General features: G+C 71.8%; 23 protein-coding genes. 15 read left to right on the forward strand and 8 right to left on the reverse strand.

Translation table 11 applies throughout. The annotated features are described in order from the left end of the window. Positions 1 to 92 precede the first annotated feature (92 nt). From DEJ00_RS14960 to DEJ00_RS14975, 4 genes are read right to left on the reverse strand one after another with little or no spacing between them, the layout of a single operon-like run. Entirely contained in the window at positions 93 to 1,808 is a 1,716-nt protein-coding gene (locus DEJ00_RS14960; RefSeq protein ID WP_111057894.1) for an ABC transporter ATP-binding protein, read from the reverse strand. Beyond that, complete coding sequence (locus DEJ00_RS14965) at positions 1,805 to 2,704, reverse strand: ABC transporter permease (RefSeq protein WP_111057895.1); 900 nt, start codon at positions 2,702 to 2,704, stop codon at positions 1,805 to 1,807. The genes DEJ00_RS14960 and DEJ00_RS14965 overlap by 4 nt, the downstream gene beginning before the upstream one ends. Further along, the gene (locus DEJ00_RS14970) at positions 2,701 to 3,696 is read right to left on the reverse strand and encodes an ABC transporter permease (RefSeq protein WP_071245038.1); all 996 of its coding nucleotides are present in this window, start codon (positions 3,694 to 3,696) and stop codon (positions 2,701 to 2,703) included. The genes DEJ00_RS14965 and DEJ00_RS14970 overlap by 4 nt, the downstream gene beginning before the upstream one ends. 5 nt (positions 3,697 to 3,701) lie before the next feature. After that, positions 3,702 to 5,321, reverse strand: a complete 1,620-nt coding sequence (locus tag DEJ00_RS14975) for an ABC transporter substrate-binding protein (protein ID WP_111057896.1) — start codon at positions 5,319 to 5,321, stop codon at positions 3,702 to 3,704. Between the two features lie 32 nt (positions 5,322 to 5,353). On the opposite strand from DEJ00_RS14975, the gene DEJ00_RS14980 reads away from it, so the two are divergent. Further along, positions 5,354 to 5,953 carry a TetR family transcriptional regulator gene (locus tag DEJ00_RS14980; RefSeq protein ID WP_027464707.1) on the forward strand — a complete coding sequence of 200 codons (600 nt, stop codon included), beginning with the start codon at positions 5,354 to 5,356 and terminating at the stop codon, positions 5,951 to 5,953. Positions 5,954 to 6,215: 262 nt separating this feature from the next. On the opposite strand, the gene DEJ00_RS14985 is transcribed toward DEJ00_RS14980, so the two are convergent. Next, entirely contained in the window at positions 6,216 to 7,238 is a 1,023-nt protein-coding gene (locus DEJ00_RS14985; RefSeq protein WP_071245036.1) for a cation diffusion facilitator family transporter, read from the reverse strand. Positions 7,239 to 7,483: 245 nt separating this feature from the next. Between DEJ00_RS14985 and ileS the strand changes: the two genes are divergently transcribed. From ileS to DEJ00_RS15010, 5 genes are read left to right on the forward strand one after another with little or no spacing between them, the layout of a single operon-like run. Continuing rightward, complete coding sequence (gene ileS / locus DEJ00_RS14990) at positions 7,484 to 10,741, forward strand: isoleucine--tRNA ligase (protein ID WP_111057897.1); 3,258 nt, start codon at positions 7,484 to 7,486, stop codon at positions 10,739 to 10,741. After that, the gene (locus DEJ00_RS14995) at positions 10,738 to 12,231 is read left to right on the forward strand and encodes a folylpolyglutamate synthase/dihydrofolate synthase family protein (RefSeq protein ID WP_181440201.1); all 1,494 of its coding nucleotides are present in this window, start codon (positions 10,738 to 10,740) and stop codon (positions 12,229 to 12,231) included. The genes ileS and DEJ00_RS14995 overlap by 4 nt, the downstream gene beginning before the upstream one ends. Continuing rightward, positions 12,228 to 12,644 carry a DUF4233 domain-containing protein gene (locus DEJ00_RS15000; RefSeq protein ID WP_051596525.1) on the forward strand — a complete coding sequence of 139 codons (417 nt, stop codon included), beginning with the start codon at positions 12,228 to 12,230 and terminating at the stop codon, positions 12,642 to 12,644. Before DEJ00_RS14995 ends, DEJ00_RS15000 begins: the two co-directional genes overlap by 4 nt. Before the next feature lie 35 nt (positions 12,645 to 12,679). Continuing rightward, positions 12,680 to 13,099 carry a nucleoside-diphosphate kinase gene (ndk, locus tag DEJ00_RS15005; RefSeq protein WP_017885984.1) on the forward strand — a complete coding sequence of 140 codons (420 nt, stop codon included), beginning with the start codon at positions 12,680 to 12,682 and terminating at the stop codon, positions 13,097 to 13,099. A 14-nt stretch (positions 13,100 to 13,113) separates the two neighbouring features. Continuing rightward, the gene (locus tag DEJ00_RS15010) at positions 13,114 to 13,962 is read left to right on the forward strand and encodes a thioredoxin domain-containing protein (protein ID WP_111057898.1); all 849 of its coding nucleotides are present in this window, start codon (positions 13,114 to 13,116) and stop codon (positions 13,960 to 13,962) included. Positions 13,963 to 14,032: 70 nt separating this feature from the next. On the opposite strand, the gene DEJ00_RS15015 is transcribed toward DEJ00_RS15010, so the two are convergent. Further along, positions 14,033 to 14,896: a thioredoxin domain-containing protein gene (locus DEJ00_RS15015; RefSeq protein WP_111057899.1), complete on the reverse strand. Its 864-nt coding sequence runs from the start codon at positions 14,894 to 14,896 to the stop codon at positions 14,033 to 14,035. A gap of 31 nt (positions 14,897 to 14,927) precedes the next feature. Next, the gene (locus DEJ00_RS15020) at positions 14,928 to 15,530 is read right to left on the reverse strand and encodes a vitamin K epoxide reductase family protein (protein WP_071245032.1); all 603 of its coding nucleotides are present in this window, start codon (positions 15,528 to 15,530) and stop codon (positions 14,928 to 14,930) included. Between the two features lie 347 nt (positions 15,531 to 15,877). On the opposite strand from DEJ00_RS15020, the gene DEJ00_RS15025 reads away from it, so the two are divergent. Both DEJ00_RS15025 and DEJ00_RS15030 read left to right on the forward strand, forming a co-directional pair. Further along, a complete protein-coding gene (locus DEJ00_RS15025) occupies positions 15,878 to 18,931 on the forward strand; it encodes an Rne/Rng family ribonuclease (RefSeq protein ID WP_111057900.1) in 3,054 nt (1,017 codons plus the stop codon). Position 18,932: 1 nt separating this feature from the next. Beyond that, on the forward strand, positions 18,933 to 19,751 hold the full coding sequence (locus DEJ00_RS15030) for a hypothetical protein (protein ID WP_111057901.1): 819 nt from the start codon (positions 18,933 to 18,935) through the stop codon (positions 19,749 to 19,751). A 197-nt stretch (positions 19,752 to 19,948) separates the two neighbouring features. Here the strand turns inward: DEJ00_RS15030 and DEJ00_RS15035 are convergent, their stop codons facing one another. Continuing rightward, a complete protein-coding gene (locus tag DEJ00_RS15035) occupies positions 19,949 to 20,221 on the reverse strand; it encodes a DUF4031 domain-containing protein (protein ID WP_110859229.1) in 273 nt (90 codons plus the stop codon). A gap of 179 nt (positions 20,222 to 20,400) precedes the next feature. Here DEJ00_RS15035 and rplU point away from each other — a divergent pair, with 179 nt between their 5' ends. The 7 genes from rplU to nadD all read left to right on the forward strand — a co-directional run bounded on the left by rplU (position 20,401) and on the right by nadD (position 26,175). After that, complete coding sequence (rplU, locus tag DEJ00_RS15040) at positions 20,401 to 20,709, forward strand: 50S ribosomal protein L21 (protein ID WP_027464715.1); 309 nt, start codon at positions 20,401 to 20,403, stop codon at positions 20,707 to 20,709. A 12-nt stretch (positions 20,710 to 20,721) separates the two neighbouring features. After that, a complete protein-coding gene (gene rpmA, locus DEJ00_RS15045; RefSeq protein ID WP_017885976.1) occupies positions 20,722 to 20,973 on the forward strand; it encodes a 50S ribosomal protein L27 in 252 nt (83 codons plus the stop codon). Between the two features lie 104 nt (positions 20,974 to 21,077). Then, positions 21,078 to 22,640: a GTPase ObgE gene (obgE, locus tag DEJ00_RS15050; protein ID WP_111057902.1), complete on the forward strand. Its 1,563-nt coding sequence runs from the start codon at positions 21,078 to 21,080 to the stop codon at positions 22,638 to 22,640. 7 nt (positions 22,641 to 22,647) lie between these two features. Further along, complete coding sequence (gene proB, locus DEJ00_RS15055; protein ID WP_258373703.1) at positions 22,648 to 23,466, forward strand: glutamate 5-kinase; 819 nt, start codon at positions 22,648 to 22,650, stop codon at positions 23,464 to 23,466. 591 nt (positions 23,467 to 24,057) lie between these two features. Further along, positions 24,058 to 25,323 carry a glutamate-5-semialdehyde dehydrogenase gene (locus DEJ00_RS15060; RefSeq protein ID WP_111057903.1) on the forward strand — a complete coding sequence of 422 codons (1,266 nt, stop codon included), beginning with the start codon at positions 24,058 to 24,060 and terminating at the stop codon, positions 25,321 to 25,323. Between the two features lie 40 nt (positions 25,324 to 25,363). Further along, a complete protein-coding gene (locus tag DEJ00_RS15065) occupies positions 25,364 to 25,564 on the forward strand; it encodes a hypothetical protein (protein ID WP_035807661.1) in 201 nt (66 codons plus the stop codon). Between the two features lie 11 nt (positions 25,565 to 25,575). Beyond that, entirely contained in the window at positions 25,576 to 26,175 is a 600-nt protein-coding gene (gene nadD / locus DEJ00_RS15070; RefSeq protein WP_027464719.1) for a nicotinate-nucleotide adenylyltransferase, read from the forward strand. The last annotated feature ends 195 nt before the right edge of the window (positions 26,176 to 26,370 follow it).

Raw genomic sequence — 26,370 nt, forward strand, 5'->3', positions numbered from 1 at the left:
ACGCGCCCCGGGCCTCCTGGCCGTTCCAGGGCCGTCGGTGACGTCACGCGCACAGCGACAGTCCACGGGTGCGAGCGCGCGTGGACTGTCGCTCAGCCCGTGAGGCCGGCTGCGGTCCCTGCGGCGGGGCCCGCTGCCAGCCGCTCCGCGGCGTGCAGCAGCCGCGCGGTCACGGGGTGCGCCGGGCGCGCGAAGACCTCGGCGGCGGGGCCGTGCTCGACGACCGCGCCGCGGTGCACCACGAGCACGTCGTCGGCCATCCGCCGGACCGCCCGCAGGTCGTGCGACACGAACACCATCGCCACCCCGGTCTCGTCGCGGAGCCGTTCGAGCAGCCGAAGCACGGCGTCCTGCATGGTCGCGTCGAGGGCGGTCACCGGTTCGTCGAGCACGATCACCTCGGGGTCGGTCGCCAGCGCACGGGCGATCGCGAGCCGCTGTCGTTGCCCGCCGGACAGGGTGCGGGGGGAGCGGGACCGCAGCACGGGGTCGAGGTCGACCTGCCGCAGTGCCGCGTCGACCCGTTCGCCGAGCGCACCGCGTGCCCGCCGTTCGTCACCGCGCGAGAACGCGTCGGCGAGGACCCGCTCCACGCTCCACCGTTCGTCGAACGTCGCGCCCGGGTCCTGTACGACGGCCGCGACCCGGTGCCGTCGGGGGCGTCGCTCGCGCTCGGGCAGCGGGACCCAGGGGCCGTCGTCGAGCGTGACCGTGCCGGCGTCGGGCGTCTCGAGCCCGAGGAGCATCCGCGCGAGCGTCGTCTTGCCCGAGCCCGAGGCGCCGATCACCCCGAGCACCCGGCCGCGCACGAGCCCGAACGACACGTTGTCCACTGCGAGCATCCCGTCGTACTCCCGCGAGAGCCCCTGGGCCGCGAGCACCCCCCTCGCACCGTGCGAGGTCGGTTCCGAACCGTGCGAGGATCCGGCTCCCGTGCGAGCCTCGACGCCTCGCACGGCATCCGGAACCTCGCACCGAACGGCAGCGGGCGCCGCGGCAGCGCGCGACGCAGCAGCGCGCGACGCAGCAGCGGGCGACGCGGCAGCACCGGCCGCGCGCACCAGCGCCCGGGTCGCGGGGTGCGTCGGGGCCGCGAAGACCTCGGCGACCGCGCCGTGCTCGACGATCCGGCCCTCGTGCACGACGGCGACCCGGTCGGCCCACCCCGCGACGAGCCCCAGGTCGTGCGTGATGACGAGCAGCCCGGCACCCCGGGTCTGCGCCGCCCGCAGCTGTTCCATCACGGTGACGGCGACCCCGGCGTCGAGCGCCGTTGTCGGTTCGTCGGCGACCAGCAGCGCGGGGGACCCGACGGTCGCCGCGGCGATGAGGGCCCGCTGTCGCATCCCGCCCGACAGCGTTCCGGCGAGCCGGCGGTCGGTCGCGATGTCCGGGTCGAGGCCCACCGCGGCCAGGGCGTCGCGCACGGCGTCCACGCGCTCGGCCGCACGCATCTCGGTGTGCAGGCGGAGGCTGTCGGCGACCTCGCGCCCGACGGGGCGCAGCGGGTCCAACGCGCCCAGGGCCTCCTGGCCGACGTAGCCGACCCGCGATCCCCGCAGCCGGCGCCACCGCCGCTCCGTGTACCCGCCGACGTCGACGCCGTCGACCGCGAACACGTCGGCGTGCACGGCGGCGCCGGGCGCGGACAGGCCGAGCACGGCTCGGGCGGTGACGGTCTTGCCGGAACCGGACGCCCCGACCAGCGCGACGCACTCGCCGGCGTCGACGCGCAGGTCGACACCGTGCACGATCGGGGTGCCGCCGATGGCGACGGTGAGCCCGCGGACGTCGAGGACGGCGCTCACCGCGCGGCCCCGGTCCGTCGGATCGCGCGGCCGAGCACGGTGACGGCGGTCGCGAGCACCACGATCGCGAGTCCGGGGAAGGTGCTCATCCACGGCGCGGTCTGCAGGTAGGTGCGACCGTCGGCGAGCATCGCGCCCCACTCCGGCGCGGGCGGGGGCGTGCCCACCCCGAGGTAGCTCAGCGCCGAGGCCCACACGACCGCCTGCCCGACCCCGAGCGTGGCGACGGCGACGACGGGCCAGAGCGCCGTCGGCAGCACGTGCCGGACCACGGTGCGGGCGGGGGAGCGGCCGAGCAGCACCGCCGTCTCGACCACCTGCGAACTCCGGGCGGCCCGGACCAGGCCGCGCACGATCCGGGCGTAGCCGGGAGCGGTCGCGAACCCGACCGCGAGCACCGCCGGCACCGGACCCGGACCGGTCACGGCGATGACGACCAGGGCGACGAGCAGCAGCGGCAGGGCGAACGCGACCTCGGTGACGCGGCCGATGACGGCGTCGAGCAGGCGTCCGGGTCGTCCGGCCCCGGCACCGAGTCCGGCGACGACGCCGAGCAGGACGCCCACGCCGCCGCCGATCAGGGTCGCGGCGACGCCGACGACGAGCGATGCCCGGGTCCCCGCGACCACCCGTGCCAGGACGTCGCGTCCGGACTCGTCGGTGCCGAACGGGTGCGCGCCGCTGGGCGCAGCCAGGGCGTCTGCGGGGTGCACCGCGAGCGGATCCCCGCCGCCGAGCAGGGCGGGCCACGCCGCTGCCACGACGGCGACCAGGACGACCACCCCCGCCGCGATGCCGCCGGCGCCGAGCGTCCCCCCACGGACGCGCTCGGTGCCGGCGGCGGTCTGGTGGCCGGGCACTCCGGTCTGGAGGCCCGGGTCGGCGATCCCGCTCACCGCGCGCCCGCCGGACGGCCGGGTCCACGGCGTCGCGCGCCACCGGGGCGCAGGGCCGCGTTCCGTGCGGTGCTGCGCGGGTCGACGGCACGCTCGACCAGGTCGGCCACGGCCAGCACGACGACGTACGCGGCGGCCGACACCATCGCGATGCCGGCGACGAGCGGCATGTCCCGCTGGGTGACGGCGGTGACCAGGGCACGGCCGATGCCGGGCAGGGCGAACACGGACTCGACGACCACGGCTCCGGAGACGAGCGACCCGAAGGCCCACGCGGACAGCGCGATCCCGGGCAGGGCGGCGTGCCGGAGCAGGTGGCGTCCGAACAGTCCGAGGCGGGTCTCGCCCCGGCCCCGGGCGGCGAGTGCGAAGGCCGAACGCTGCGCGTCGACCACGCCGTCGCGCACGGTCTCGGCCAGGTACCCGGCGACCGGCACGGCCACGGTCAGCACCGGGAGCACCCAACCGCGCGCGGTGCCGTCACTGACCGCCGGCACCCATCCCAGGGAGGTGGCGAACACCACGATGAGCACGCTGCCGAGCCAGAAGTGCGGCATCACGCTCGCGGTGACGCTCAGGGCGCTGGTGAGCCCGGCGGCGATCCGGCCGCGCTGCGTCGAGGCCCACGCGGCGACGATCGCGAGCACCCAGGCGACGACGAGGCCGGCGACCGCGAGCGTCAGCGTGACGGGCAGCTGCTGGGCGAGGAGCGTCGCGACCGGGGTGCGGAAGGCGTACGAGTCCCCGAGCTGGCCGGTCGCCAGACGTCCGAGGAACACCGCGTACTGCACCAGGACCGGCTGGTCGAGGCCGTACTCGTGGCGGACCTGGGCGACGGCCTCGGCCGAGGCCTGCGAGCCCGGTCCACCGAGGATCGCGAGCGCCGGGTCACCGGGGATGAGCCGGATCGCGACGAAGACGATCGTCGCGACGGCCCAGAGCACGCCGATGCCCCCGGCGAGCCGCCGGACGGCCCACCAGACCCATCGCATCCGGGTCAGCGGTCGATCCAGGCGGTGCCGAACCAGGGCGTCGAGACCGGGGTGGTCCGGATGCCGTGCACGGCCGAGCGCACCAGGAAGTGGTTCTGCTGGTCGTACAGGGGGAGCACCGTTTCGCTCGCCAGGATCGCTTTCTGGGCCTGCTCGTACAGGTCGGCGCGCTCGTCGGCGTCCGAGGTGCGGGCGGCCCGCTCGAGCAGCCGGTCGAGCGCGGGGTCGTCGAGCTGGGCGAGGTTCGCGAAGTAGCCGGACGGTGCCGGTTCGATGCTCGCGCTGTCGTACAGGATGCGCAGGACGTCGGGGCCGACCTTTGTGTACGGGGCGCTGACGACGTCGTACTCGTTCGCGGCGAGGGCGGCGTACCAGCTGGACAGGTCGAGTTCGTCGAGGACGACCTTGAACCCGACGGCCTTCTCGGACGCCTGGATCTGCTGGAACAGGCTGCGCTCGGCCGGCACCGACTGGTTCGTCGAGACGGGGAACGTCACGGTGAGCTGCTGGCCGTCCTTCTCGCGGATGCCGTCCGACCCGACCTTCCACCCGGCGTCGTCGAGGAGCTGCTTCGCCTTGGTGGGGGAGTAGTCGAACCGGCTCTTCTCCGAGTACGCGAGCGGCTCGGCGCTCGAGAGCACCGAGTACGAGCGCTTCGCGGTGCCGAGGAACAGCGACTGCAGGCCGGGGTCGATCTCGGCGCCCGCGATGAAGGCCTGGCGCACCGCCTCGTCGCGGAACACCCCGTGACCGGAGTTCAGCTCGAGCCGGTTCGAGGCACCAGGGCGCGGGGCGTCGAGGTCGCGGATCGCGCCCTTCGCCGACGCGGCCTTGAGCTGGTCGGGCTGGGCGTTGTCGATCACGTCGACCTGGCCGGACTGCAGCGCGGCGTAGCGCGAGGTCGAGTCCGGCAGGAACCGCCACGTGATGCCGGACAGGCGCGGTTTCGTCGCGCCCCAGTAGTCGGTGTTCTTCGTCAGGGTGACGCGGTCGCCGTGCTTCCAGCCGGTGACCCGGAACGGGCCGGTGCCGACGGGGGACTCGCAGTTCGTCGCCTGCTCGCGCTCGAGTGCCTTCGGGGACTCCATGCCCACCCAGGGCTGCGAGAAGGACTCGAGCAGCGCGCTGTCCGGGCGGCTCAGCGTCAGCGTGACGGTGTGCTCGTCCGTGGCGGTCGCCTTCGTGATGGACTGCAGCGCCAGGTAGCCGGTGCTCGAGGCGGTGGCCGGGTCCTGCACGTGCTCGATGTTCGCCACGACCGCGGCGGCGTCGAACGGGGTGCCGTCGGTGAAGGAGACGTCGTCGCGCAGGGTGAACGCCAGGGTCTTCCCGTCGTCGCTCGTGGTCCACTTCGTCGCGAGTTCCGGCGTGGGCTTGCCGTCCTCGAGCCCGACGAGCTCCTCGATGTACTGCGTCGCCAGGAGCGCCTGCGGGTAGTTGCCGCCGACGTGCGGGTCGAGGCAGGTCGGTTCGGCGTCGCCGGAGGCGTAGGTGAGCGTGCCGCCGTCGACCGGGGTGCTGCTCCCGGTGCTCGTGCCCGGTCCGCCGCAGGCAGCCAGGACGAGCAGGACCGCCGAGGCGCCCGCGACTACGGTGAGGGTTTTCTGTACTGAGTCCAAGATCATGGCTGACCGAGTCTAGCGGTTTACTGGGGCCCATGGACGAACCGATCCGCCGCGGTGGCCGCCCCCGACGCTCGAGCGCCGAGGTGCTCGCGGACGCCGCCGCCGAGCTCTTCCTCGAGCAGGGGTACGGACGCACCACGGTCGACCAGATCGCCGCCCGCGCCGGGGTCAGCCGCGCGACGTTCTTCAACTACTTCCCGGCGAAGGCCGACGTGATGTGGCTCGAACTCGACGCCGCCGTCGCCGGGCTGCCCGGGTACCTCGCCGCGTCGACCGAGCCGAGCGTCGTCCGGGCCGTCGAGCAGGCGCTCCTCGCCGCAGCCCGTGCCCACGACCCCGAGCGGGTGCCGTGGGCCGTCGCGCAGGCCGAGGTGATGGGCATCGGGCCCGAACTGGTGGCGGGCGTCGCGGTCCGGGTGACGGCGCAGCACGAGGCCGTCGCCGCCTTCGTCGCGGGCCGCACGGGGGAGCAGCCGCGCTCGCTCTGGCCGCAGACGGTGTCCGGCGCGATGCTCGGTGCCGCCGCCGCGGCGTTCGGGGTGTGGGTCACCGACGGGGTCGGCCGCCGTGCGCTCGTCGAGTACGTCGCGGCGGCGCTCACCCCGGTGGTCGCGGGCCTCGACGCCCGCTGACGCCGTCGTCCTGCGGTCGCGCCCGGGGCGGTGGTCGTGACCGACCGTCGGTCTGGAGGCTCGTGGCGATCTGGCACCGCGCCTCCCGTCCGCCGGTCGGTCGCTCACAGAACACGCCGGCGTCTTCGCGGGACGCCGCCTCGCCGGCGAGACGCCGCCGGATTCGGCGGCGTCTCGAGCACGTGGCGGCGTCGGACGGACACGCCGGCGTCCTGCGACACCAGCCCGACACCCGCCCGCACGCCCGCACGCCCGCTGACGCTCACTCCGTGCGCAGAGTCCCCGCCCCACCGGACGCGACGTCCGAAGCCGTGCCGTCCCGGACCACCTCGGGCACGTCGCCGTCGGTCGGCACCAGCGACTCGTCGCCCGGGTAGCTCAGGGTGAGGACGGCCTCCTCGATGTACGGGCTGTCCTCGAGCGACTTCTCCACGTCGCGCAACCGCACCGCCACGTGCTCCTCGGTCTCGTTGCCCGTCAGGTCGACGGCCGCGACGAGGTACACCCGCGACGGCCCCACGAACTCCAGGTGCAGGTAGGTGACCCGCTCGACCTGCGACCGGCCCAGCAGCTCGACGAGCACCGCGTTCTCGAGTTCGGGGGACGTGCTCTGACCGAGCAGGAACCGGCGGTTGCGGTCGATCAGGACGATCGCGACGATCCCGAGCAGCACACCGATCGCGATGGAGCCGAGCGCGTCGAACACCGCCAGCCCGGTGACCTGGTGCAGGAACACCCCGAGGAACGCCACGACCAGGCCGATCAGCGCCGCCGCGTCCTCGGCGAACACCGCACGGAGCGTCGGGTTCGACGACTGCAGCACGTGCCGCAGCACCGGGACCTTGCGCTTGGTCGCGGCACCGTGCGCCTGCCGGTACGCCTGCAGGAAGCTCGTGCCCTCGAGCAGGAACGCGACCCCGAGCACGACGTAGTTGAGCACGACGTCCTCGGCCGGCCCGGTGTCCCCGAACTCCGAGATGCCGTGGTAGATCGACACGATCGCACCGGCCGTGAACAGGCCGAACGCGGCGAACATCGACCAGATGTACGTCTCGCGTCCGTACCCGAGCGGGTGCGCGGTGTCCCGCTTCTTGCCGCCCCGTCGTTCCGCGACGAGCAGGAACACCTCGTTGCCGGTGTCCGCCCAGGAGTGCGCCGCCTCGGCCACCATCGAGGCCGAACCCGAGACGAGCGAGGCGATCGTCTTCGCGATCGCGACGAGCAGGTTCGCCCCGAACGCGATCAGGACGGTGACGAGTGACTCGGGGCGTTCTTCTGCGGGCATCACTCAAGCATGCTCCCGTCCGGTAAAGTCGTGTTCCAAGAGCGTCGATCCGGCCATCACCGGGGAGCTTCCGGAAGAACGCGGAGCGCACCAGCGCCTCCGTCAGTAGAACCGGGCGGGTTCGGGACCGTCACCACCCCCGACACAGAGTGGTCGCACAGCGCACGTTGGGCGGCAAACGAGGTGGTACCGCGGAACCTGTTTTCCGTCCTCGTGGAGATCGAGCGAACCCACAAGGAGTCCCGGTGCCGTACCCGTTGAACGCCGATGCCGATGGCGTCGTCCCCTCGCCGAGCTTCCCCGCCGTCGAGCGGGGCATCCTCGCCTTCTGGAAGCGCGACGACACGTTCCAGGCGTCCATCGACGCGCGACAGGGCTGCCCGGAGTGGACCTTCTACGACGGCCCGCCGTTCGCCAACGGCCTGCCGCACTACGGGCACCTGCTGACCGGGTACGCGAAGGACGTCTTCCCGCGCTACCAGACCATGCGCGGCAAGCAGGTGCACCGCCGCTTCGGCTGGGACACCCACGGCCTGCCCGCCGAGCTCGAGGCGATGCGGCAGCTCGGCATCACCGAGAAGCACGAGATCGACGCCATGGGCATCGACGTCTTCAACGCCGCCGCCAAGAAGTCCGTGCTGCAGTACACCGACGAGTGGCAGGAGTACGTCACCCGCCAGGCGCGCTGGGTCGACTTCGAGGACGACTACAAGACCCTCGACGTCACCTTCATGGAGAGCGTGCTCTGGGCGTGGAAGCAGCTCTGGGACAAGGGTCTGGCGTACGAGGGCTTCCGGGTCCTGCCGTACTGCTGGAACGACCAGACGCCGCTGTCCAACCACGAGCTGCGCATGGACGACGACGTCTACAAGATGCGCCAGGACCAGTCCGTCACCGTCTCGTTCCCGCTGCACGGCTCGCGCGCGGACGCGCTCGAGCTCACCGGCGTGCGGGCACTCGCCTGGACGACGACCCCCTGGACCCTCCCGACGAACGCCGCCCTGGCCGTCGGTCCGGACATCGCGTACGCGGTCGTCCCGGCAGGGCCTGGAGGCGCGGCTGACGGTGGCGAAGCAGGTTCCGCCTCGTACCTCCTCGCGTCCGACACCGTGGCCGCGCACGCGAAGGAGCTCGGCTACGCCTCGGGTGACGAGGCGCTCGCCGCCGTCGCGCGCACCCTGACGGGCGCCGAGCTCGACGGCGTCGAGTACGAGCGTCTGTTCGACTTCCTGGCCGACGCCGAGGGCTACGAGAACGCGTGGCGCATCCTGGTCGCCGAGTACGTCGAGACCGGTGAGGGCACCGGCATCGTGCACCAGGCCCCGGCGTACGGTGCCGACGACCAAGAGGTCTGCGCCGCCGCCGGCATCCCCGTGGTGCTGTCCCTCGACGAGGGCGGCGTCTTCACGTCGCAGTTCGGCGAGGTCGCCGGCATGCTCTGGTCGGACGCGAACAAGCCGCTGACGAAGGCCGTCCGCGACGCCGGGCGACTGCTCCGCCAGGCGTCCTACGAGCACAGCTACCCGCACTGCTGGCGGTGCCGGAAGCCCCTCATCTACAAGGCCGTCTCGTCGTGGTTCGTCCGCGTCACCGAGCTCCGCGACCGCATGGGCCAGCTCAACCAGGACATCAACTGGGTGCCGGACAACGTCAAGGACGGCCAGTTCGGCAAGTGGGTGGGCAACGCCATCGACTGGTCGGTCTCGCGCAACCGCTACTTCGGCACGCCGATCCCGGTGTGGCAGTCCGACGACCCCGAGTACCCGCGCACCGACGTGTACGGCTCGCTCGCCGACATCGAGCGCGACTTCGGTCGCCTGCCGGTGAACGCCGAGGGTGAAGTGGACCTGCACCGGCCGTTCATCGACGACCTGACGCGGCCGAACCCCGACGACCCCACCGGCAACTCGACGATGCGCCGGATCACCGACGTGTTCGACGTGTGGTTCGACTCCGGGTCGATGCCGTACGCCCAGGTGCACTACCCGTTCGAGAACGCTGCGTGGTTCGAGTCGCACAGCCCGGCCGACTTCATCGTCGAGTACATCGGGCAGACGCGCGGCTGGTTCTACGTCATGCACGTGCTCTCCACCGCGCTGTTCGACCGGCCGGCGTTCCAGAACGTCATCAGCCACGGCATCGTCCTCGGCTCGGACGGCCAGAAGATGTCGAAGTCGCTCCGGAACTACCCGGACGTCTCCGAGGTCTTCGACCGCGACGGCGCCGACGCCATGCGCTGGTTCCTGATGTCCTCGTCGGTGATCCGCGGCGGCAACCTCGTCGTCACCGAAGAAGGCATCCGCCAGGGCGTCCGCGAGTTCATGCTGCCGCTGTGGTCGACGTACTACTTCTTCACCCTGTACGCGAACGCCTCGGGTCCCGACGGCTACCGGGCCCAGCGCCGGACCGACTCGACCGACGTGCTCGACCGGTACCTGCTCGCGAAGACCCGGGTCCTCGTCACCGACGTCCGGACGCACCTCGACGCCCTCGACACCCCGCTCGCGGCCCAGGCCGTCCGCGACTTCGCCGACGTGCTGACGAACTGGTACGTCCGCCGCTCGCGCGACAAGTTCTGGACCGGGGCCGACGCGGACGCCGGAGCCGAGACCCGTGCGGCCTTCGACACGCTGTACACCGTGCTCGAGACCCTGACCCGGGTCGCCGCCCCGCTCGCGCCGCTCGTCACCGAGGAGATCTGGAAGGGCCTGACCGGCGGGCGCAGCGTCCACCTGACGGACTTCCCGGACCCCGACGAGTTCCCCGCCGACGACGCCCTCGTCGACGCGATGGACCGTGTGCGCGACGTCGCCTCGAAGGGCCTGGCGCTCCGCAAGGCCACCGGCAAGCGCGTCCGCCTGCCCCTCGCCACCCTGACCCTGGTGGTGCCGGACCCGGCCGCGGTCGAACCGTTCGCCGACATCCTGCGCGACGAGCTCAACGTCAAGCGCGTGGTGCTCGAGGCCCAGGCCGAGGAGTCGCTGGCGCAGTACGGCATCGAGCGGAAGCTCACCGTGAACGCCCGCGTCGCCGGCCCCCGCATCGGCAAGCAGGTGCAGCAGGTGATCCCGGCCGCGAAGAAGGGCGACTGGACCGCGACCGACTCCGGTGTGACCGTCGGCGGCGTCGACCTCATCGAGGGCGAGTACTCGCTCGACCTCACGGTGGCCGACGCCTCGGTGGCCGTGGCGTTCCTCGACGAGGGCGGCTTCGTCGTGCTCGACACCGTGACCACGCCCGAGCTCGAGGCCGAGGGGCTCGCCCGCGACGTCGTCCGCGCCGTCCAGCAGGCCCGCCGCGACGCCGACCTCGACGTCAGCGACCGCATCGCCCTGACCCTCCGGGTGGACGACACGGCCGACGGCGCGGTCCGCACGCATCAGGAGCTCATCGCGGGGGAGACCCTGGCGACGAGCGTCGAGATCAAGCCCCTCGGGGCGGACGACACCACCACCGACGTCGGTGACGGTGCGAAGGTATCCGTGGAGGTAGCACGCGCATGAGTGACGACGACCAGTACGACGGCCACGAGGCGAACGAGGAGTTCGTCGGACACGACGAGTTCGACGGTCGCGACGAGGACGGCATCCGGATCCCGGTCGGCCCCTCCGGAGACGCTCCAGCCGACGCCGTGCCCTACGGCGGCGACGACGACGAGGTCCGCCGCGTCGAGGCCGCCCTGTACGCCCGCATCGGTGAACAGGCCCCCGAGCGCCGGCTGACCGCCACCCGCCGCGCCGTCGAGCTGCTCGGCGACCCGCACCTGGCGTACCCGGTGATCCACGTGACGGGCACGAACGGCAAGACGTCGACCGCGCGCACCATCGAGAGCATCGTCCGGGCACACGGTCTGCGCACCGGCCTGATGACGAGCCCGCACCTGGTGTCGATCCGGGAACGCATCGTGGTCGACGGCCAGCCGATCGCGGCGGACCGGTTCGTCGAGAACTGGGACGACATCGCCCCGGTGCTCGAGATCACCGACCGCGAGCTCGCCGACAAGGGCGAACTCCCGCTGACCTTCTTCGAGGCGCTCACCGTGCTCGCCCTGGCGTGCTTCGCCGAGGCACCGGTGGACGTCGCCGTGATCGAGGTCGGGATGGGCGGCGAGTGGGACTCCACCAACGTCGTGCAGAGCCAGGTGTCGGTGTTCACGCCGATCGCCATCGACCACGCGAAGCAGCTCGGTGCCACCGTGGCCGAGATCGCCCGCACCAAGTCGGGCATCGTCAAGCCGTCGTCCGCCGTGGTGTCGAGCCGGCAGGTCCCCGAGGCCCTCGCCGAACTCGAGCGCGCCGCCGAGCTCACCGAGTCCACCCTGGCCGTCGAGGGTACGGGCTTCAGCGTCGTCGACGTCACCCCGGCCGTGGGCGGACAGCTCATCACCGTGCAGGGCATCGCCGGCCGCTACGACGACCTGTTCCTGCCGCTGTTCGGCCGGCACCAGGCCGAGAACGCCGCCGTGGCTATCGCGGCGGTCGAGTCGTTCCTCGGCCGCGGGGCCCAGGCCCTCGACGAGGACGTCCTGTCGGAGGGCATCGCCGGCACGACCAGCCCCGGTCGCCTGCAGCCCATCGCGACCGACCCGACCGTCGTCGTCGACGCCGCGCACAACCCGCACGGTGCGAAGGCCCTGGCCGAGGCGCTGCCGGTGGCGTTCCCCTCCGAACACGTCGTCGGCGTCGTCGGGATCCTCGGCGACAAGGACGCCCGCGGGTTCGTCCGCGCGCTCAAGGACACCGTCGCGACGTTCGTCGTGACGCAGCCGCCGGGGGAGCGGGCGCTCGACGCGGACGAGTTCGCCCGTGTCGTCGTCGACGAGGTCGGCGAGGACCGCGTCGTCGTCGAGCCGTCCCTGGCCTCCGCACTGCAGGAAGCGCGCAGCCTGGCCGACGAGGCGGATGCCGAGGACGCCCTCGTGCTCGTCGCTGGCTCCATCGTGATGGTGGGCGCGGTCATGGACCTCGTGCACCGCGAAGGCGAGGCGAAGTGACGGACGCACCACGGGCCTCCCGGCCGGGCCGCGCACCGCGCACCCGGAAGCCGCGCCGCGAGCGCGGGGCGCAGGAGAGCCTGCTCTCGATCACGCTGGTGCTCGAGGCGATCATGTTCTTCTTCCCCATGCTCGTCGTCTTCGGCAAGGGCACGCTGCCGCCCGCCGCGGCCTTCGGTGGCGGCATCGGCGCGATCATCGTCCTCGCAGCTGCCTCACGTCTGACGGGCAACCGGGCCGGTGTATGGTTCGGGTGGCTGCTGCAGGCGGCCATCCTCGCCACCGGGTTCATCGAACCGTTCATGTTCGCGGTCGCCGTGGTGTTCCTGGCGCTGTGGGTCTTCTGCTTCGTCAAGGGCGGTCAACTGGACCGTCAGAACGCCGCGCGCCGAGCGGCCATGGGCGAGGACTGACCACCACATTCGACCCCGAACACAGGGAGTACTGCGTGTCCGACTTCGAAGAGACCCTCGTCCTCGTCAAGCCCGACGGCGTCGCCCGCCAGCTGACCGGTGAGATCCTCCGCCGGATCGAGGCGAAGGGCTACGAGCTCGTCGACCTGAAGATGCTCACCGCACCGCGCGACCTGCTCGACGCGCACTACGAGGAGCACCAGGGCAAGCCGTTCTTCGAGCCGCTCGTCGAGTTCATGCAGTCCGGTCCCGTCGTCGCCGTGCGCGTCGCCGGGAACGGTGCGATCGCGGGCTTCCGCTCGCTCGCCGGCACCACCGACCCGACCTCGGCCGCGCCCGGCACCATCCGTGGTGACCTGGGCCGCGACTGGGGCCTCAAGGTGCAGCAGAACCTGGTCCACGGTTCGGACAGCCCCGAGTCGGCCGCGCGCGAGCTCGCGCTCTGGTTCGCCTGAGCGGCGGGCACGACGTGACGAACAACGACCGACCCACCAAGAACGAGCGGCGTCAGCACGCCCGAGAGGTCGCACGCCAGCGCGCCGACGCCGAGAAGCGCCGCAAGCGCCGCAACAAGTGGTTCCTGCAGGGCGGCATCGGCCTGGGTATCGTGGCGATCGCCGCGATCATCGCGATCGTCGTGGTGAACGTGAACAACGCCCCCGTGGTGTCCGCAGCGGGGCCGAAGAACATGGCCACCGGCGCGATCCAGTTCACCGGCCAGGACGGCAAGGTCACGCCGGTGACCACGCCGGCCGTCTCCGCGACGGGTTCGGCCTCGCCGGTCCCGACGGCGAACAGCGACGGCGCCGTGACGGTCACCGAGTACGTCGACTGGGCCTGCCCGGTCTGCAAGCAGTTCGAGGCGGCCTACTCCGACCAGATCCTCGACAAGGTGAAGTCGGGCGACGCGACCCTGGCGATCCAGCCGGTGTCGATCCTCGACCGCAGCTACGCGGGCTCCCGCTACGCCAGCCGTGCCGCGAACGCCGCCATGTGCGTGGCGAACTACGCGCCGGACAAGTTCCTCGACGTGCAGACGCAGTTCTTCGAGAACCAGCCGGCCGAGGGCACCAAGGGCCTGACCAACTCCGAGATCGCGAAGCTCGTCAAGGCGGGCGGCGCGACCGGTTCGGACCTGTCCGAGTGCCTGTCGTCCGAGCAGTTCAAGGGCTGGGTGACGAAGTCCACGCAGGCCGTCACCACGAACGAGGCGCTCGCGGGCACGCAGGGCTTCGGCACGCCGACGATCGTCGTCGACGGCAAGCGCCTGGACGACCTGAGCACCGTCATCACCGCGATCGACGCCGCGGCGAAGTAGCACTCCCCGAACGACCGACGGCCCTCGCTCCCATCCGGGAGCGGGGGCCGTTCGTCGTGAGCGGGGAAGGCTAGGACGCTCCGCCGTGCTTCCGGACGAAGGCCGCGAACGCGTCGACGTCGGCGAGGGACGCCGCGCCGTCCGCGTTGTACTGCTCGCCGTCGACGATGATCGTCGGCGTGCTCGTGATCCCGTCGAGCGACGAGTTCGGCACCGGGTCGTTCATCGCCCGGTTCGTGGCGTCGGCGACCCACCCGGCGAAGTCCTGCCGGGCGATGCACGGTGCCACGGCCGGGTCCGTCGCCCCGGCCTGGCGCGCGAGGGAGGCCAGCTCGTCGTTCGTCAGTCCGCGCGTGCTCTCCGAGGGCTGGTGTTCGTAGAGCGAGCTGTTGAACGCCAGGAACGCGTCCGGGTCGTGGTCCGCTACGCAGGCCGCAGCCGCAGCCGACCGGGTGGAGTAGCGCGACCCGAGCGACACGCGGTCGAGCAGCCCGAGTGGATGCAGCTCGAGGGTCGCGGTGCCGTCCTCGACCCACTGTCGGATCCGGGGCATCTGGGCCGTCTCGAACTGGTTGCAGTACGGGCACATGTAGTCCGCGTAGATCGTGATCGCGGTCCTGGAGCCGTCCTGCTCGGTCGGCGTCGGAGTCCCACCGTCGGGCACCGCCCGCGTCTCGACGGGCACGATCCTGCCGTGCACCCCGGTGAGCAGGACGCCGTCGCTCGCCGCGTTCCGCGGACCCGGCCCGGCGGGCTGCACGGAGTTCGCGATCACCAGGACGACGACCGCGACCACCGCGAGGCCACCGATGACGATCCCGCTGATGCCGAGTGCGCGGCGGCGGCGTCGGCGCGACTGCTCCGCCGCCCGTGTCGCTCGCGCGCGGTCACGTGCGGCGTCCCGGCGCGCCCTGCTGCTCTCGTTCTCGCTCATCGATCCCGAGCGTAGGGGCAGCGGGGACGGCTCAGAAGCTGGTGAGCACCGCGGGGAACTTGATGATGATCGTGACGATGATGACCAGGTAGTTCGCCAGCGCGAACGCCCAGCTGAAGGGCAGGAGCGACCGCCCGACGCGCTGCGCCCCGGCGCCGAAGCGACCCTGCGCCGTGTTCCAGATCGTGAACACCCAGAACATCGGGATCGTCATCGACCAGACGAGCATGCACCACGGGCACAGGGCGCCGATGACGAAGACGGTCTGCGTGAACAGCCAGGTCACGAACACCCATGCCAGGAAGACCCCGGCGTTGAAGACGATCCAGAACCAGCGCGAACCGTTCCGGAAACCGGCGAGCAGCAGCACCGCGACGGCGATCGGGGCGACGAACCCCATGACGCCGAGCAGCGGGTTCGGGAACCCGAACAGGTGCCCCTGCCAGCTGGCCATCACGTCGGAGCAGTTGATGAACGGGTTCACGTCACAGCTCAGGACGGCCTTGGGGTTCTGGTACTTCGTGAACTCGTCGAGGACGAGCCGGAACGAGCCGAACAGGCCGACGATCCCGGTGACGAGCAGGAAGACCGCCATCGCGATCGGACGACGGGGGGCAGGGGCAGACGCGGTCACGCGGTCATCATCGCATGCGGGTTCCGGTGCTTTCCGGGTGCGGCATGCGATAATGCCTGGAGGTCGTGCGGCCAACCGCACACCGAAGAGAGCTTTCCGAGTGACGCCCCACCGGGCCGAACCCGGACGATCAGGTGCGGTGAGAGCGCACTGTGGTCGGGCAGCGTCACTCCGACGCCGAGCCGGACCGGGCCGGGTGCCCGGACCGGAACGGGCGCGGACGCAACGAGAAGTTGACGCGGACCGATCACGAGACAGCGAGCGCGGGGGCGTCGACGCCGCCCGCCACGACACAGAATTCCCGCCACCCGAAAGGGTGCGAGTGGGGCCGAGGAGTGCACCAGTCCATGGTGGAGCAGAACAACGACAACACGACCAACGACGAGAACGCGCCGAAGCGCCGGAGCCGCCTGTTCGGCGGTCGCCGCGCCCGGTCGTCCGGCCAGGAGGCTGGGCCCACGCGAGCCGGTTCCGACGCGTCGCGAAGCGACGTGGCGGCCGAGCTCGTGGGGAGGGGCGCCGAGCAGGCACCCCACGCCGACGAGACCCTCGCGCTGACGGGCGGCGCTGACGCCCGTCCCGCGGCCAGCGTCGCGTCGGCCGGTTCGCCGGACTCTCCCGATTCGCCGGACTCGCCCGACTCCCCGGCCTCGCCGGCGTCGCCCGTCGAGCCGACCGACACCGGGGCGGTCTCCGTCGCGGTCGAGGCCGTCGCCGACAGCGGTGCCGAGCCGCACGACGTGAGCACGCTGACCGGTGACCTGCCGGTCGTGACGGGCGACCAGTCGGCGACCGCGACCGACGGGGCGGACGCGGACCGCGCCTCCCGTCCGGCCGACGCCGCACCGACGGCCGAGGCGAGCGACGACGCAGCACCCGCCGACGAGCCGTTCGTGCCGAAGGCCACGAGCACGCTCAGCCTGATCTTCCACGCGCCGGTGCTGCCGGAGCTGCCGCAGCGCGCGCCCCGGTTCGAGCGCGACCGCGATCGTGACCGTGACCGTGACCGTGACCGTGACCGTGACGAGGACGACCGCTACGACCGCGAGGACCGGTTCGACCGCGATCGCGACCGTGACGACCGCGACGACCAGGGCGGCTCGCGCCGTCGCTCGCGTCGCCGTGGTTCGAGCGCTGACCGCGAGGCCCGCGAGCCGCGCGACCACCAGGAGCCGCGCCGCCGCGAGCCGGAGCTCATCACCGAGCCGCAGCGCATCAAGGGCTCGACCCGGCTCGAGGCGAAGAAGCAGCGCCGTCGTGACGGCCGTGATGCCGGACGCCGCCGTCAGGTGGTCAGCGAGGACGAGTTCCTCGCCCGCCGCGAGAGCGTCGACCGCCAGATGATCGTCCGCTCCAGCTCGTCGACGATCGAGATCGGCGTGCTCGAGGACGGCATCCTCGCCGAGCACTACATCACCAAGTCCGAGAACGTGTCGCTCATCGGAAACGTCTACCTCGGCAAGGTGCAGAACGTCCTGCCCTCGATGGAGGCGGCGTTCGTCGACATCGGTCGTGGCCGGAACGCCGTGCTCTACGCCGGTGAGGTCGACTGGAACTCCGTCGAGACCGGCAACCACGGTCGCCGCATCGAAGCAGCGCTCAAGCCGGGCGACAAGGTCCTCGTGCAGGTCACGAAGGACCCGGTCGGCCACAAGGGTGCGCGCCTCACCAGCCAGATCTCGCTGCCGGGTCGCTACCTGGTCTACGTGCCGAACGGCTCGATGAACGGGATCTCGCGCAAGCTGCCGGACACCGAGCGTGCCCGACTGAAGAAGATCCTCAAGGAGGTGCTGCCGGAGCACGCGGGCGTCATCGTGCGCACCGCTGCCGAGGGTGCGACCGAGGAGCAGCTCACCCGCGACGTGCAGCGCCTGACCAGCCAGTGGGAGGCCATCCAGAAGAAGGTCGCCGGTGGCCACGCCCCGGTGATGCTGCACTCCGAGCCCGACCTGCTCATCAAGATCGTCCGCGACGTCTTCAACGAGGACTTCACGAAGCTGATCATCGACGGTGAGGCCGCCGGCGGCACCATCGACGAGTACCTGTCGGCCGTCGCCCCGGACCTCAAGGACCGCGTCGTCCGGTACGAGGGCCCCGACTCCTTCGAGGAGTTCCGTCTCAACGAGCAGATCGACAAGGCGCTCGACCGCAAGGTCTGGCTGCCCTCCGGCGGTTCGCTCGTCATCGACCGCACCGAGGCCATGACGGTCGTCGACGTCAACACGGGCAAGTTCGTTGGCTCCGGCGGCAACCTCGAGGAGACGGTCACGAAGAACAACCTCGAGGCCGCCGAGGAGATCGTCCGGCAGCTCCGCCTGCGGGACATCGGCGGCATCATCGTCGTCGACTTCATCGACATGGTGCTCGAGGAGAACCGCGACCTCGTGCTCCGGCGCCTGGTGGAGTGCCTGAGCCGTGACCGGACGAAGCACCAGGTCGCCGAGATCACCTCGCTCGGCCTCGTGCAGATGACCCGCAAGAAGATCGGTGTCGGTCTGCGCGAGTCCCTCGACGAGGTCAACGCCAAGATCAACGACAACAACGCCGACCCGGGCCCGAGCAAGGGTCGCCGCAAGGGCCGTGGCGGGAACGGCAACGAGAACGGCCGGTCCGGCAACGGCGGGAACGGCGGCAACGGCAACGGGAACTCGGGTTCGTCGGGGCCGTCGCACGGCGCGTCCAGCCAGGCGCACCAGATCACCGACGACGTGAAGAACGCGCTGTCGCGGATCGCCGCCTCGACCCTGTCGCACGACGAGCAAGAGGCAGCGGCTGCTGCCGTGACCGCGACGGAGGCCACGGCACCGTCGTCGGCCGACGCGTCGATCGGTACGGACAGCACGGGTGGCGAACAGCCGACCGGCTCGAAGCGTCGTCGTCGTGGCCGTGGAAGCCGCGGGGGAGACCAGCAGAACGGCGACCAGCAGAACGGTGACCAGCAGGCCGCCGCGCAGGCTGGGGCCACCGAGGCCGCCGAGCAGTCGGACGCACCTGAGTCCTCGGCCACTGCCGAGCCCGCCGTGGTCGTCGAGCCCGAGGCGCGCGCGCCGAAGGCCGCTGCTCCGGCCGTCACGGAGCCCGCTGCCGCACCGAAGGCGAAGGCCCCGGCCCGTCGTCGCGTGAGCTCGAGCGCCACCGTGACCCCGACCGACAACACCGTCGCGATCCTGGACATCCCGATCGCCGCGGCGCCCAAGCGCGAGCCCCGCGCGGTCGCCCCGGACGCCGAGTCCCTGCTCGACTCGGTGCTCCAGGCGCTCCCGGAGCCGAAGCAGCCCGGACAGGGGCGCTCGCGTTCCCGCCGGGTCTCGTCGCCGAGCATCAGCGCTCCGGCCACGCCGACGGAGGAGCCGACCGACGACGCCGACGGCTCCGACGGCACAGTGATCCTGGGGAACTGACGTGACGAACCCGGGCGACCCGCAGCAGCAGCGTGGGTACTACGGTGCGGGCTGGTCCCAGCCCGCACCGCCCGGCCCGGGTGCCCAGCAGCCCGGCCCCGTGCCGCCGCAGCAGGGCGGTGTGCCGCAGTACGGGCGTCAGCCCGGTGCCGGTGCGCCGTACGCCCCGCCGCGGCCGCCCCGTGCCCCGGCAGACCCGCGTCGGGCCTTCGCGCCCGGGGCCTCGGTGACGAACACGGCCGGCGCGCTCATCGCCGTGGTGGCCCTGGTGCTCGTCGAGTTCGTGTCCGGGCTCTTCGGGCTGCTCGGCACCTCGCTCGTGGTCAGTCCGTTCCGGCACTACGGCGCCGGCACGAGCCTGCTCGGCAGCTTCACGACCGGGGTCTTCGTGGCGCCGTTCCCGTACTACGTCGGCGCGTTCCTGGCCCTGGCGTTCCTGACGCCGATCGACCGTCGCAGTCCGCTGCCGAGGCTCCTGCTCCGCGTGGTCCTCGCCGGCGCCGCTGGGACGGTGGCCCTGATGCTCGTCGGGGTCTTCACCGGGTCGCTCGGAGCGACCACCGCAGGCGCCTCCCAGCTCGTCATCGACGTGGTCACGCGGCCGCTGCAGAACGGTCTGCCGTTCACGGTGATGCTCCTGGCGACCGCCACGGCGGCCTGGCTCTGGCTCGGTCGACCGCGCCGCGGACGAGGCCCGTCGACGACCCCGGGCATGCCGGGCACCGTTCGACCCGCCGACGCGGTGCCGCCGTCGACGATCCAGCAGCCCCCGCAGCAGCAGCCCCCGGCGAACCCCTGGGGCGGTCCAGCGCCCCGCTGAGCCCGCCCGCGGCCCCTCGCACGGTGCGAGGCCCCCGCCGACCCGTGCGAGGTTCCGTACTCGGTGCGCCCGTCTCCGCGTCGCACGGAGCACGGAACCTCGCACCGTTCGCGCGGCCCTGCGAGCCGGCGGCGCGCCGTGCGAAGTGCCGCGCGGGGCGGACCCGAACCGGGCCTCCCGGCCGCCCTGACGCGCTGTCAGAGGCCGCGCTTGTCCCGCTGCGCCACGCGCAGGCCACTGCGGATCAACCGCAGCACGAGCTCGCGACCGGTCACCGCCGAGGCGCCCGCGGCGACCAGTTCGTCGTACCGCGCGAGCGGGACGTCGTAGTGGTCGTGGTCGAACGCACGGCGCGGCACACCGGCCCGCGCAGCGAACGCGTGGAGTTCCGCGTAGGATTCATCACTGACGAGGTGCGACCACAGTGTGTCGTGGGCGGGCCACGTCGGTGGGTCGATCAACACGGTCACCGTGCAATCGTACGGGTGTCGCCGTTTGACCGGACCCAGGGTGATCGAGTATTCTCGGTCCCTGGTGTCAGCGGGCCGTTCTGCCTGCGTCGCCGATCGGGCCCGGCCTACCGGGAGCCGCTCGTGCAGAAGTGGGCACCCGAGACTTCCCTCAAGCAGAGTTACGTAAGGATTTCCACGTGGTTTACGCAGTAGTGCGCGCCGGCGGCCGTCAGGAGAAGGTCGAGGTCGGCACCATCCTGACCATCGACCGTGCCAAGGCGGACGACAAGGGCAACATCGACCTCGCCCCCGTGCTCCTCGTGGACGGTGACAAGATCACGTCGGCGGCTTCCGAGCTCGCGAACGTGACCGTCACCGCCGAGGTGCTCGACGACCTCCGTGGTCCCAAGGTCATCATCCAGAAGTTCAAGAACAAGACCGGGTACAAGAAGCGCCAGGGTTTCCGCGCTGAGCTGACCCGCGTCAAGATCACCAAGATCGCGTAAGGGAGTCAACTCATGGCACACAAGAAGGGTGCGAGTTCCACTCGCAACGGTCGTGACTCGAACGCACAGCGCCTCGGCGTGAAGCGCTTCGGTGGCGAGGTCGTCAACGCCGGCGAGATCATCGTCCGCCAGCGTGGGACCCACTTCCACCCGGGCGCCAACGTCGGCCGCGGTGGCGACGACACGCTGTTCGCCCTCTCGTCCGGTTCGGTCGAGTTCGGCACCAAGGGTGGCCGCAAGGTCATCAACATCGTCAACGCGTAGTCGTTCGAACGACTGCAGCTGGAGGGGCGGGCCGAGTGCCCGCCCCTCCTTTGCTTTTCCCGCCGACGATCCCGTCGGCACAACGAAACACCAGGAGTGGACCCATGGCGACCTTCGTCGACCGCGTGACCCTGCACCTCAGCGCGGGGCACGGCGGCAACGGCTGCGTGTCGGTCCGCCGTGAGAAGTTCAAGCCCCTCGCCGGGCCCGACGGCGGCAACGGCGGTGACGGCGGCGACATCGTGCTCGTCGCCGACCCGCAGGTGACGACGCTGCTCGGCTACCACCGTTCCCCGCACCGCTCGTCGAAGAACGGGCAGCCCGGCATGGGTGACCACCGCAGCGGTGTCAGCGGCGAGGTCCTCGAGCTCCCGATGCCCGTCGGCACCGTGGTGTACGACGAGTCCGGCGACGTCATCGCCGACCTCACCGAACCCGGCATGCGCGTCGTCGTGGCCCCCGGTGGACAGGGCGGCCTCGGCAACGCGGCGCTCTCCACCACGAAGCGCAAGGCCCCCGGCTTCGCGCTGCTCGGCACCGAGGGGTGGGCGGGTGACATCAGCCTCGAGCTGAAGACCATCGCCGACGTCGCCCTCGTCGGGTTCCCGAGCGCCGGCAAGTCCTCGCTCATCGCCGCCGTCTCCGCCGCCAAGCCGAAGATCGCGGACTACCCGTTCACGACCCTCACCCCGAACCTCGGTGTCGTCGAGTCCGGTGACACCCGGTTCACCGTCGCCGACGTCCCCGGTCTGATCGAGGGCGCGTCCGAGGGCAAGGGCCTGGGCCTCGAGTTCCTGCGCCACGTCGAGCGGTGCGAGGCGCTGCTCCACGTCATCGACTGCGCCACGCTCGACCCGGGCCGCGACCCGATCAGCGACCTCGACGTCATCCTCGGCGAGCTCGAGCGCTACCCGGTCCCCGAGGGCCAGGTGCCGCTGCTCGAGCGCCCGCAGCTCGTCGCCCTGAACAAGATCGACGTGCCCGAGGCGCAGGAGCTCGCCGAGTTCGTCACCGCTGAGCTCGAGGGCCGCGGCTACCGCGTCTTCCCGATCTCCACGGCGTCCCGCAAGGGGCTCCGTGAGCTGACCTTCGCCCTGGCCGACATCGTCGAGCAGGCTCGCGCCGCCCGTGCGGCCGAGCCCGTGCCGGAGCGCATCGTGCTCCGCCCCCGCTCGGTCAACGAGAAGCCGTTCACCGTGCGCGCCGAGGGCGGCGAGGAGCACCGCTTCTACCGCGTCCGCGGCGCCAAGCCGGAGCGCTGGGTCCAGCAGACCGACTTCACCAACGAAGAGGCGATCGGCTACCTGGCCGACCGGCTCGCGAAGCTCGGCGTCGAGGACGGTCTGTTCAAGGCCGGAGCCGTCGCCGGCTCGACCGTCGTCATCGGTGGCGACGGCGGCATGGTGTTCGACTGGGAGCCCACGCTCACGTCGACCGCGGAGCTCATCACGAGCGCCCGTGGCACCGACGCCCGCATCGGTGCGACCTCGCGTCCGACCCGCAACGAGCGGCGCGAGGAGTACTTCGAGCGGATGGACGCCAAGGCGGCCGCCCGTGCCGAGCTCGAGCAGGAGCGCGTCTCCGGGCTCTGGGTGGACGACGACGTGGTGACCAGCGACCAGCTCGGCACCAGCGAGCAGGTCGAGACCAGCGACCAGAAGGACTGACCGCGGCATGACCGACACGACCGCCCGCACCGACCTCGGCCCCGTCACCCGGCGCGAGGACATCCCGCGTGCGCGGCGGATCGTGGTCAAGGTCGGTTCGAGCTCGGTCAGCGGTGACGCCGCCGGCCAGATCGGCCCCCTGGTGGACGCCCTGGCCGCCGCCTACGGCCGGGGGACCGAGGTCGTGCTCGTGTCGTCCGGTGCGATCGCGACCGGGTTCCCGTTCCTCGGACTCGAGGGCCGTCCTGACGACCTCGCCACGCAGCAGGCCGCGGCGGCCACCGGGCAGAACGTCCTGATGTTCCGGTACCAGAAGGAACTCGACCGTCACGGTGTCGTCGCGGCGCAGATCCTGCTCACCGCCGGTGACCTGCAGAACCCCACGCACCGGGTGAACGCCCAGCGCGCCATCGATCGCTTGCTCGCCCTGCGCGTGCTCCCGATCGTGAACGAGAACGACACCGTCGCCACGCACGAGATCCGCTTCGGCGACAACGACCGGCTCGCGGCCCTGGTGGCCCGGCTGCTCGGGGCCGACGCCCTCGTGCTGCTCTCCGACGTCGAGGCGCTCTACACGGCACCCCCGGAGCAGCCCGGCGCGACCCGCATCGACGAGGTGCCGTTCGGTGACGAGCTGGCCGGGGTCACCTTCGGCTCGATCGGCACCGCCGGCGTCGGCACCGGGGGAGCGGGGACCAAGGTCGCCGCCGCGCGGCTCGCGGCCGAGGCGGGCACCGCGGTGCTCGTGACCGACACGGCGCTGGTCGACCGCGCGTTGGCGGGCGAACACCTCGGCACCTGGTTCCACGCCGCGCCGCGTGCCTGAGACGGGTTGCGCCCGGAGCGGTCACGACTCGCCGTCGGCCCGGTGCCGACTGGTCGGGAACCGTCGGTGCGGGCGTCGCGGAGCGACGATCTGCGACCGTTCGCGTGGTGCGGGACGACGTGTCGTGACCGACCGACGGGGTGGATGCGACCGCCTGGAGGTCCGGTGCGGGTCCCGGGGACCGGTGGCGGGCCTCCAGGCGGTCACGACTCACCGTCGGGGCGCGGTCGTGTGGTCGGGAACCGTCGGCGCGGGCGTCGCGGAGCGACGATCTGTGACCGCTCGGCGGGCGGGGGACGACGTGTCGTGACCGGTCGACGCGGCCAGCCGCCGGGGTGGACGCGACCGCCTGGAGGCCCGGTGTGGGTCCCCGGGACCGTTGGCGGGCCTCCAGGCGGTCACGACTCCCCGTCGGGGCGCGGTCGTGTGGTCGGGAACCGTCGGCGCGGGCGTCGCGGAGCGACGATCTGCGACCGCTCGACGGGCGGGGGCGACGTGTCGTGACCGGTCGGTGCGGCGGACTGGGCTCGGAGGCACGGCGAGCGTCCGGAACGCCCGTCACAAACCGAGGGGCGGACCTACAATCGGTCCATGTCGTCGATCGCGCCCGCCCCGACCCTGGCCGACAAGCTCGTGGCCGCTCGGGCCGCCTCGTCGGCGCTCGCGACCGCGACGACCGCCGTCAAGGACGCGGCCCTCGGCGCGATCGCCGCGGCGGTGCGTGCCGCGACCGACGAGATCGTCGCCGCGAACCACGACGACCTCGTCGCCGGCGAGGACGGCGGACTCTCGTCCGGGCTGCTCGACCGGCTGCGACTCGACCCCGGCCGGATCGAAGCCCTCGCCGCCGCGGTCGAGCACGTCGTCGGGCTGACCGACCCCGTGGGGGAGCACGTGCGCGGGTCGCAGCTGCCGAACGGACTCCAGCTCACCCAGGTGCGCGTGCCGTTCGGTGTCGTCGGGGCCATCTACGAGGCGCGCCCGAACGTCACCGTCGACATCGCCTCGCTCGCGCTCAAGTCGGGCAACGCCGTCGTGCTCCGCGGCGGATCGGCGGCCCAGCACACGAACGCCGTGCTCGTCGCCCGGATCCAGGACGCGGTCGAGTCGGTCGGCCTGCCCCGCGACCTGGTGCAGACCATCGACGAGTTCGGCCGCGCCGGTGCCACCGAGCTCATGCGCGCACGCGGCCTGGTCGACGTGCTGATCCCGCGGGGGAGCGCCGCACTCATCCAGACCGTCGTCACCGAGTCGCAGGTGCCCGTCATCGAGACCGGTGCGGGCGTCGTGCACGTGTTCCTCGATGCCTCCGCGCCGGAGCAGCGAGCGGTCGACATCGTCCTGAACAGCAAGGTGCAGCGGCCGAGCGTGTGCAACGCCCTCGAGACCCTCCTGGTGCACGAGGCCTCCGCCGAACGGCTCCTGCCGGTGCTGGCCGACCGGCTGCGGGCGTCCGGTGTCACGCTGCGCGGCGACGACGCCACGCGGGCGATCGTGCCCGGGGTGCTCCGCGCCACCGACGACGACTGGGCGACCGAGTCGATGGACCTCGACCTGTCGATCCGCGTCGTGCCCGACGTCGACGCGGCGATGGCGCACATCGCACGGTGGTCGACGCACCACACGGAGTCGATCGTCACGAACGACGTCGACACCGCCGAACGGTTCCTGGCGACCGTCGACTCGGCGGTCGTGATGGTGAACGCGTCGACCCGGTTCACCGACGGCGGCGAGTTCGGTTTCGGGGCCGAGGTCGGCATCTCGACGCAGAAGCTGCACGCGCGCGGTCCGATGGGCCTGCCGGAGCTGACGAGCACGAAGTGGATCGTGCGCGGCTCCGGGCAGATCCGCGGCTAGACTGAACGGCGTCTTTCCCCGACCGAACGGAGCACGAACGATGACCCTCCTCGCAGAAGCTGCTGAGCACGCCTCCGGGGCGCCCGCGTTCGTGTTCCCCATGGTCGGCGCCCTCTTCTTCATCTTCCTCGGCTTCGTGACCTGGAGCTTCCGTGACGTGGCCTACCGCCACTCCCAGAAGTTCGAGGCCACCCGCCACCACGAGACGGGTGTCGACGAGTTCGGCCACACCAAGATCTGACCGACCACTCGATGCTCGAGACCACCGGACGGCCACGCATCGGCGTGATGGGTGGCACGTTCGACCCCATCCACCACGGGCACCTGGTCGCGGCGTCCGAGGTGGCGCGGGCCTTCGACCTCGACGAGGTCGTCTTCGTCCCCACCGGACAGCCGTACATGAAGTCCGACGTCACCGACGCCGAGCACCGGTACCTGATGACCGTGATCGCCACCGCGTCGAACCCGATGTTCACCGTCAGCCGCGTGGACATCGACCGCCCGGGGCCGACGTACACCGTCGACACCCTGCGGGATCTGCACGAACAGCGACCAGATGCCCAGCTCGTCTTCATCTCGGGCGCAGATGCCGTTCAGCAGATCGTCGACTGGAAAGACCATGATGGTCTGTGGGACCTCGCGCACTTCGTGGCCGTGACGCGTCCGGGACACGCCTTGAGCCTCACCGGATTGCCCGAGCGGGACGTAAGCTTGCTCGAAGTCCCTGCACTGGCCATATCCTCGACGGACTGCCGTGACCGGGTTCGACGGGGGTTCCCCGTCTGGTACTTGGTTCCCGACGGTGTCGTCCAGTACATCTCCAAGCACCATCTGTATCGGAGCGTTGCATGAGTTCGTCCGACGCGCACCCGCCCCTGTCGCGGCGCCAGGCGCGCGAGCGGGAGCGTGCCGCCGCGGCCGGTTCGCAGCCCGCGACGCCGGCGCGGCGCCCGCGGCCGGTGTGCCGCCGTTCCCGCCTGCTTCCGCGACCGAGATCGTCCCCGGCAGCGGTGGGCTCACCCGTCGGCCTGTCTCTTATACACATCT

This window comes from Curtobacterium sp. MCLR17_039 (assembly GCF_003234745.1).
Lineage (GTDB): Bacteria > Actinomycetota > Actinomycetes > Actinomycetales > Microbacteriaceae > Curtobacterium > Curtobacterium flaccumfaciens.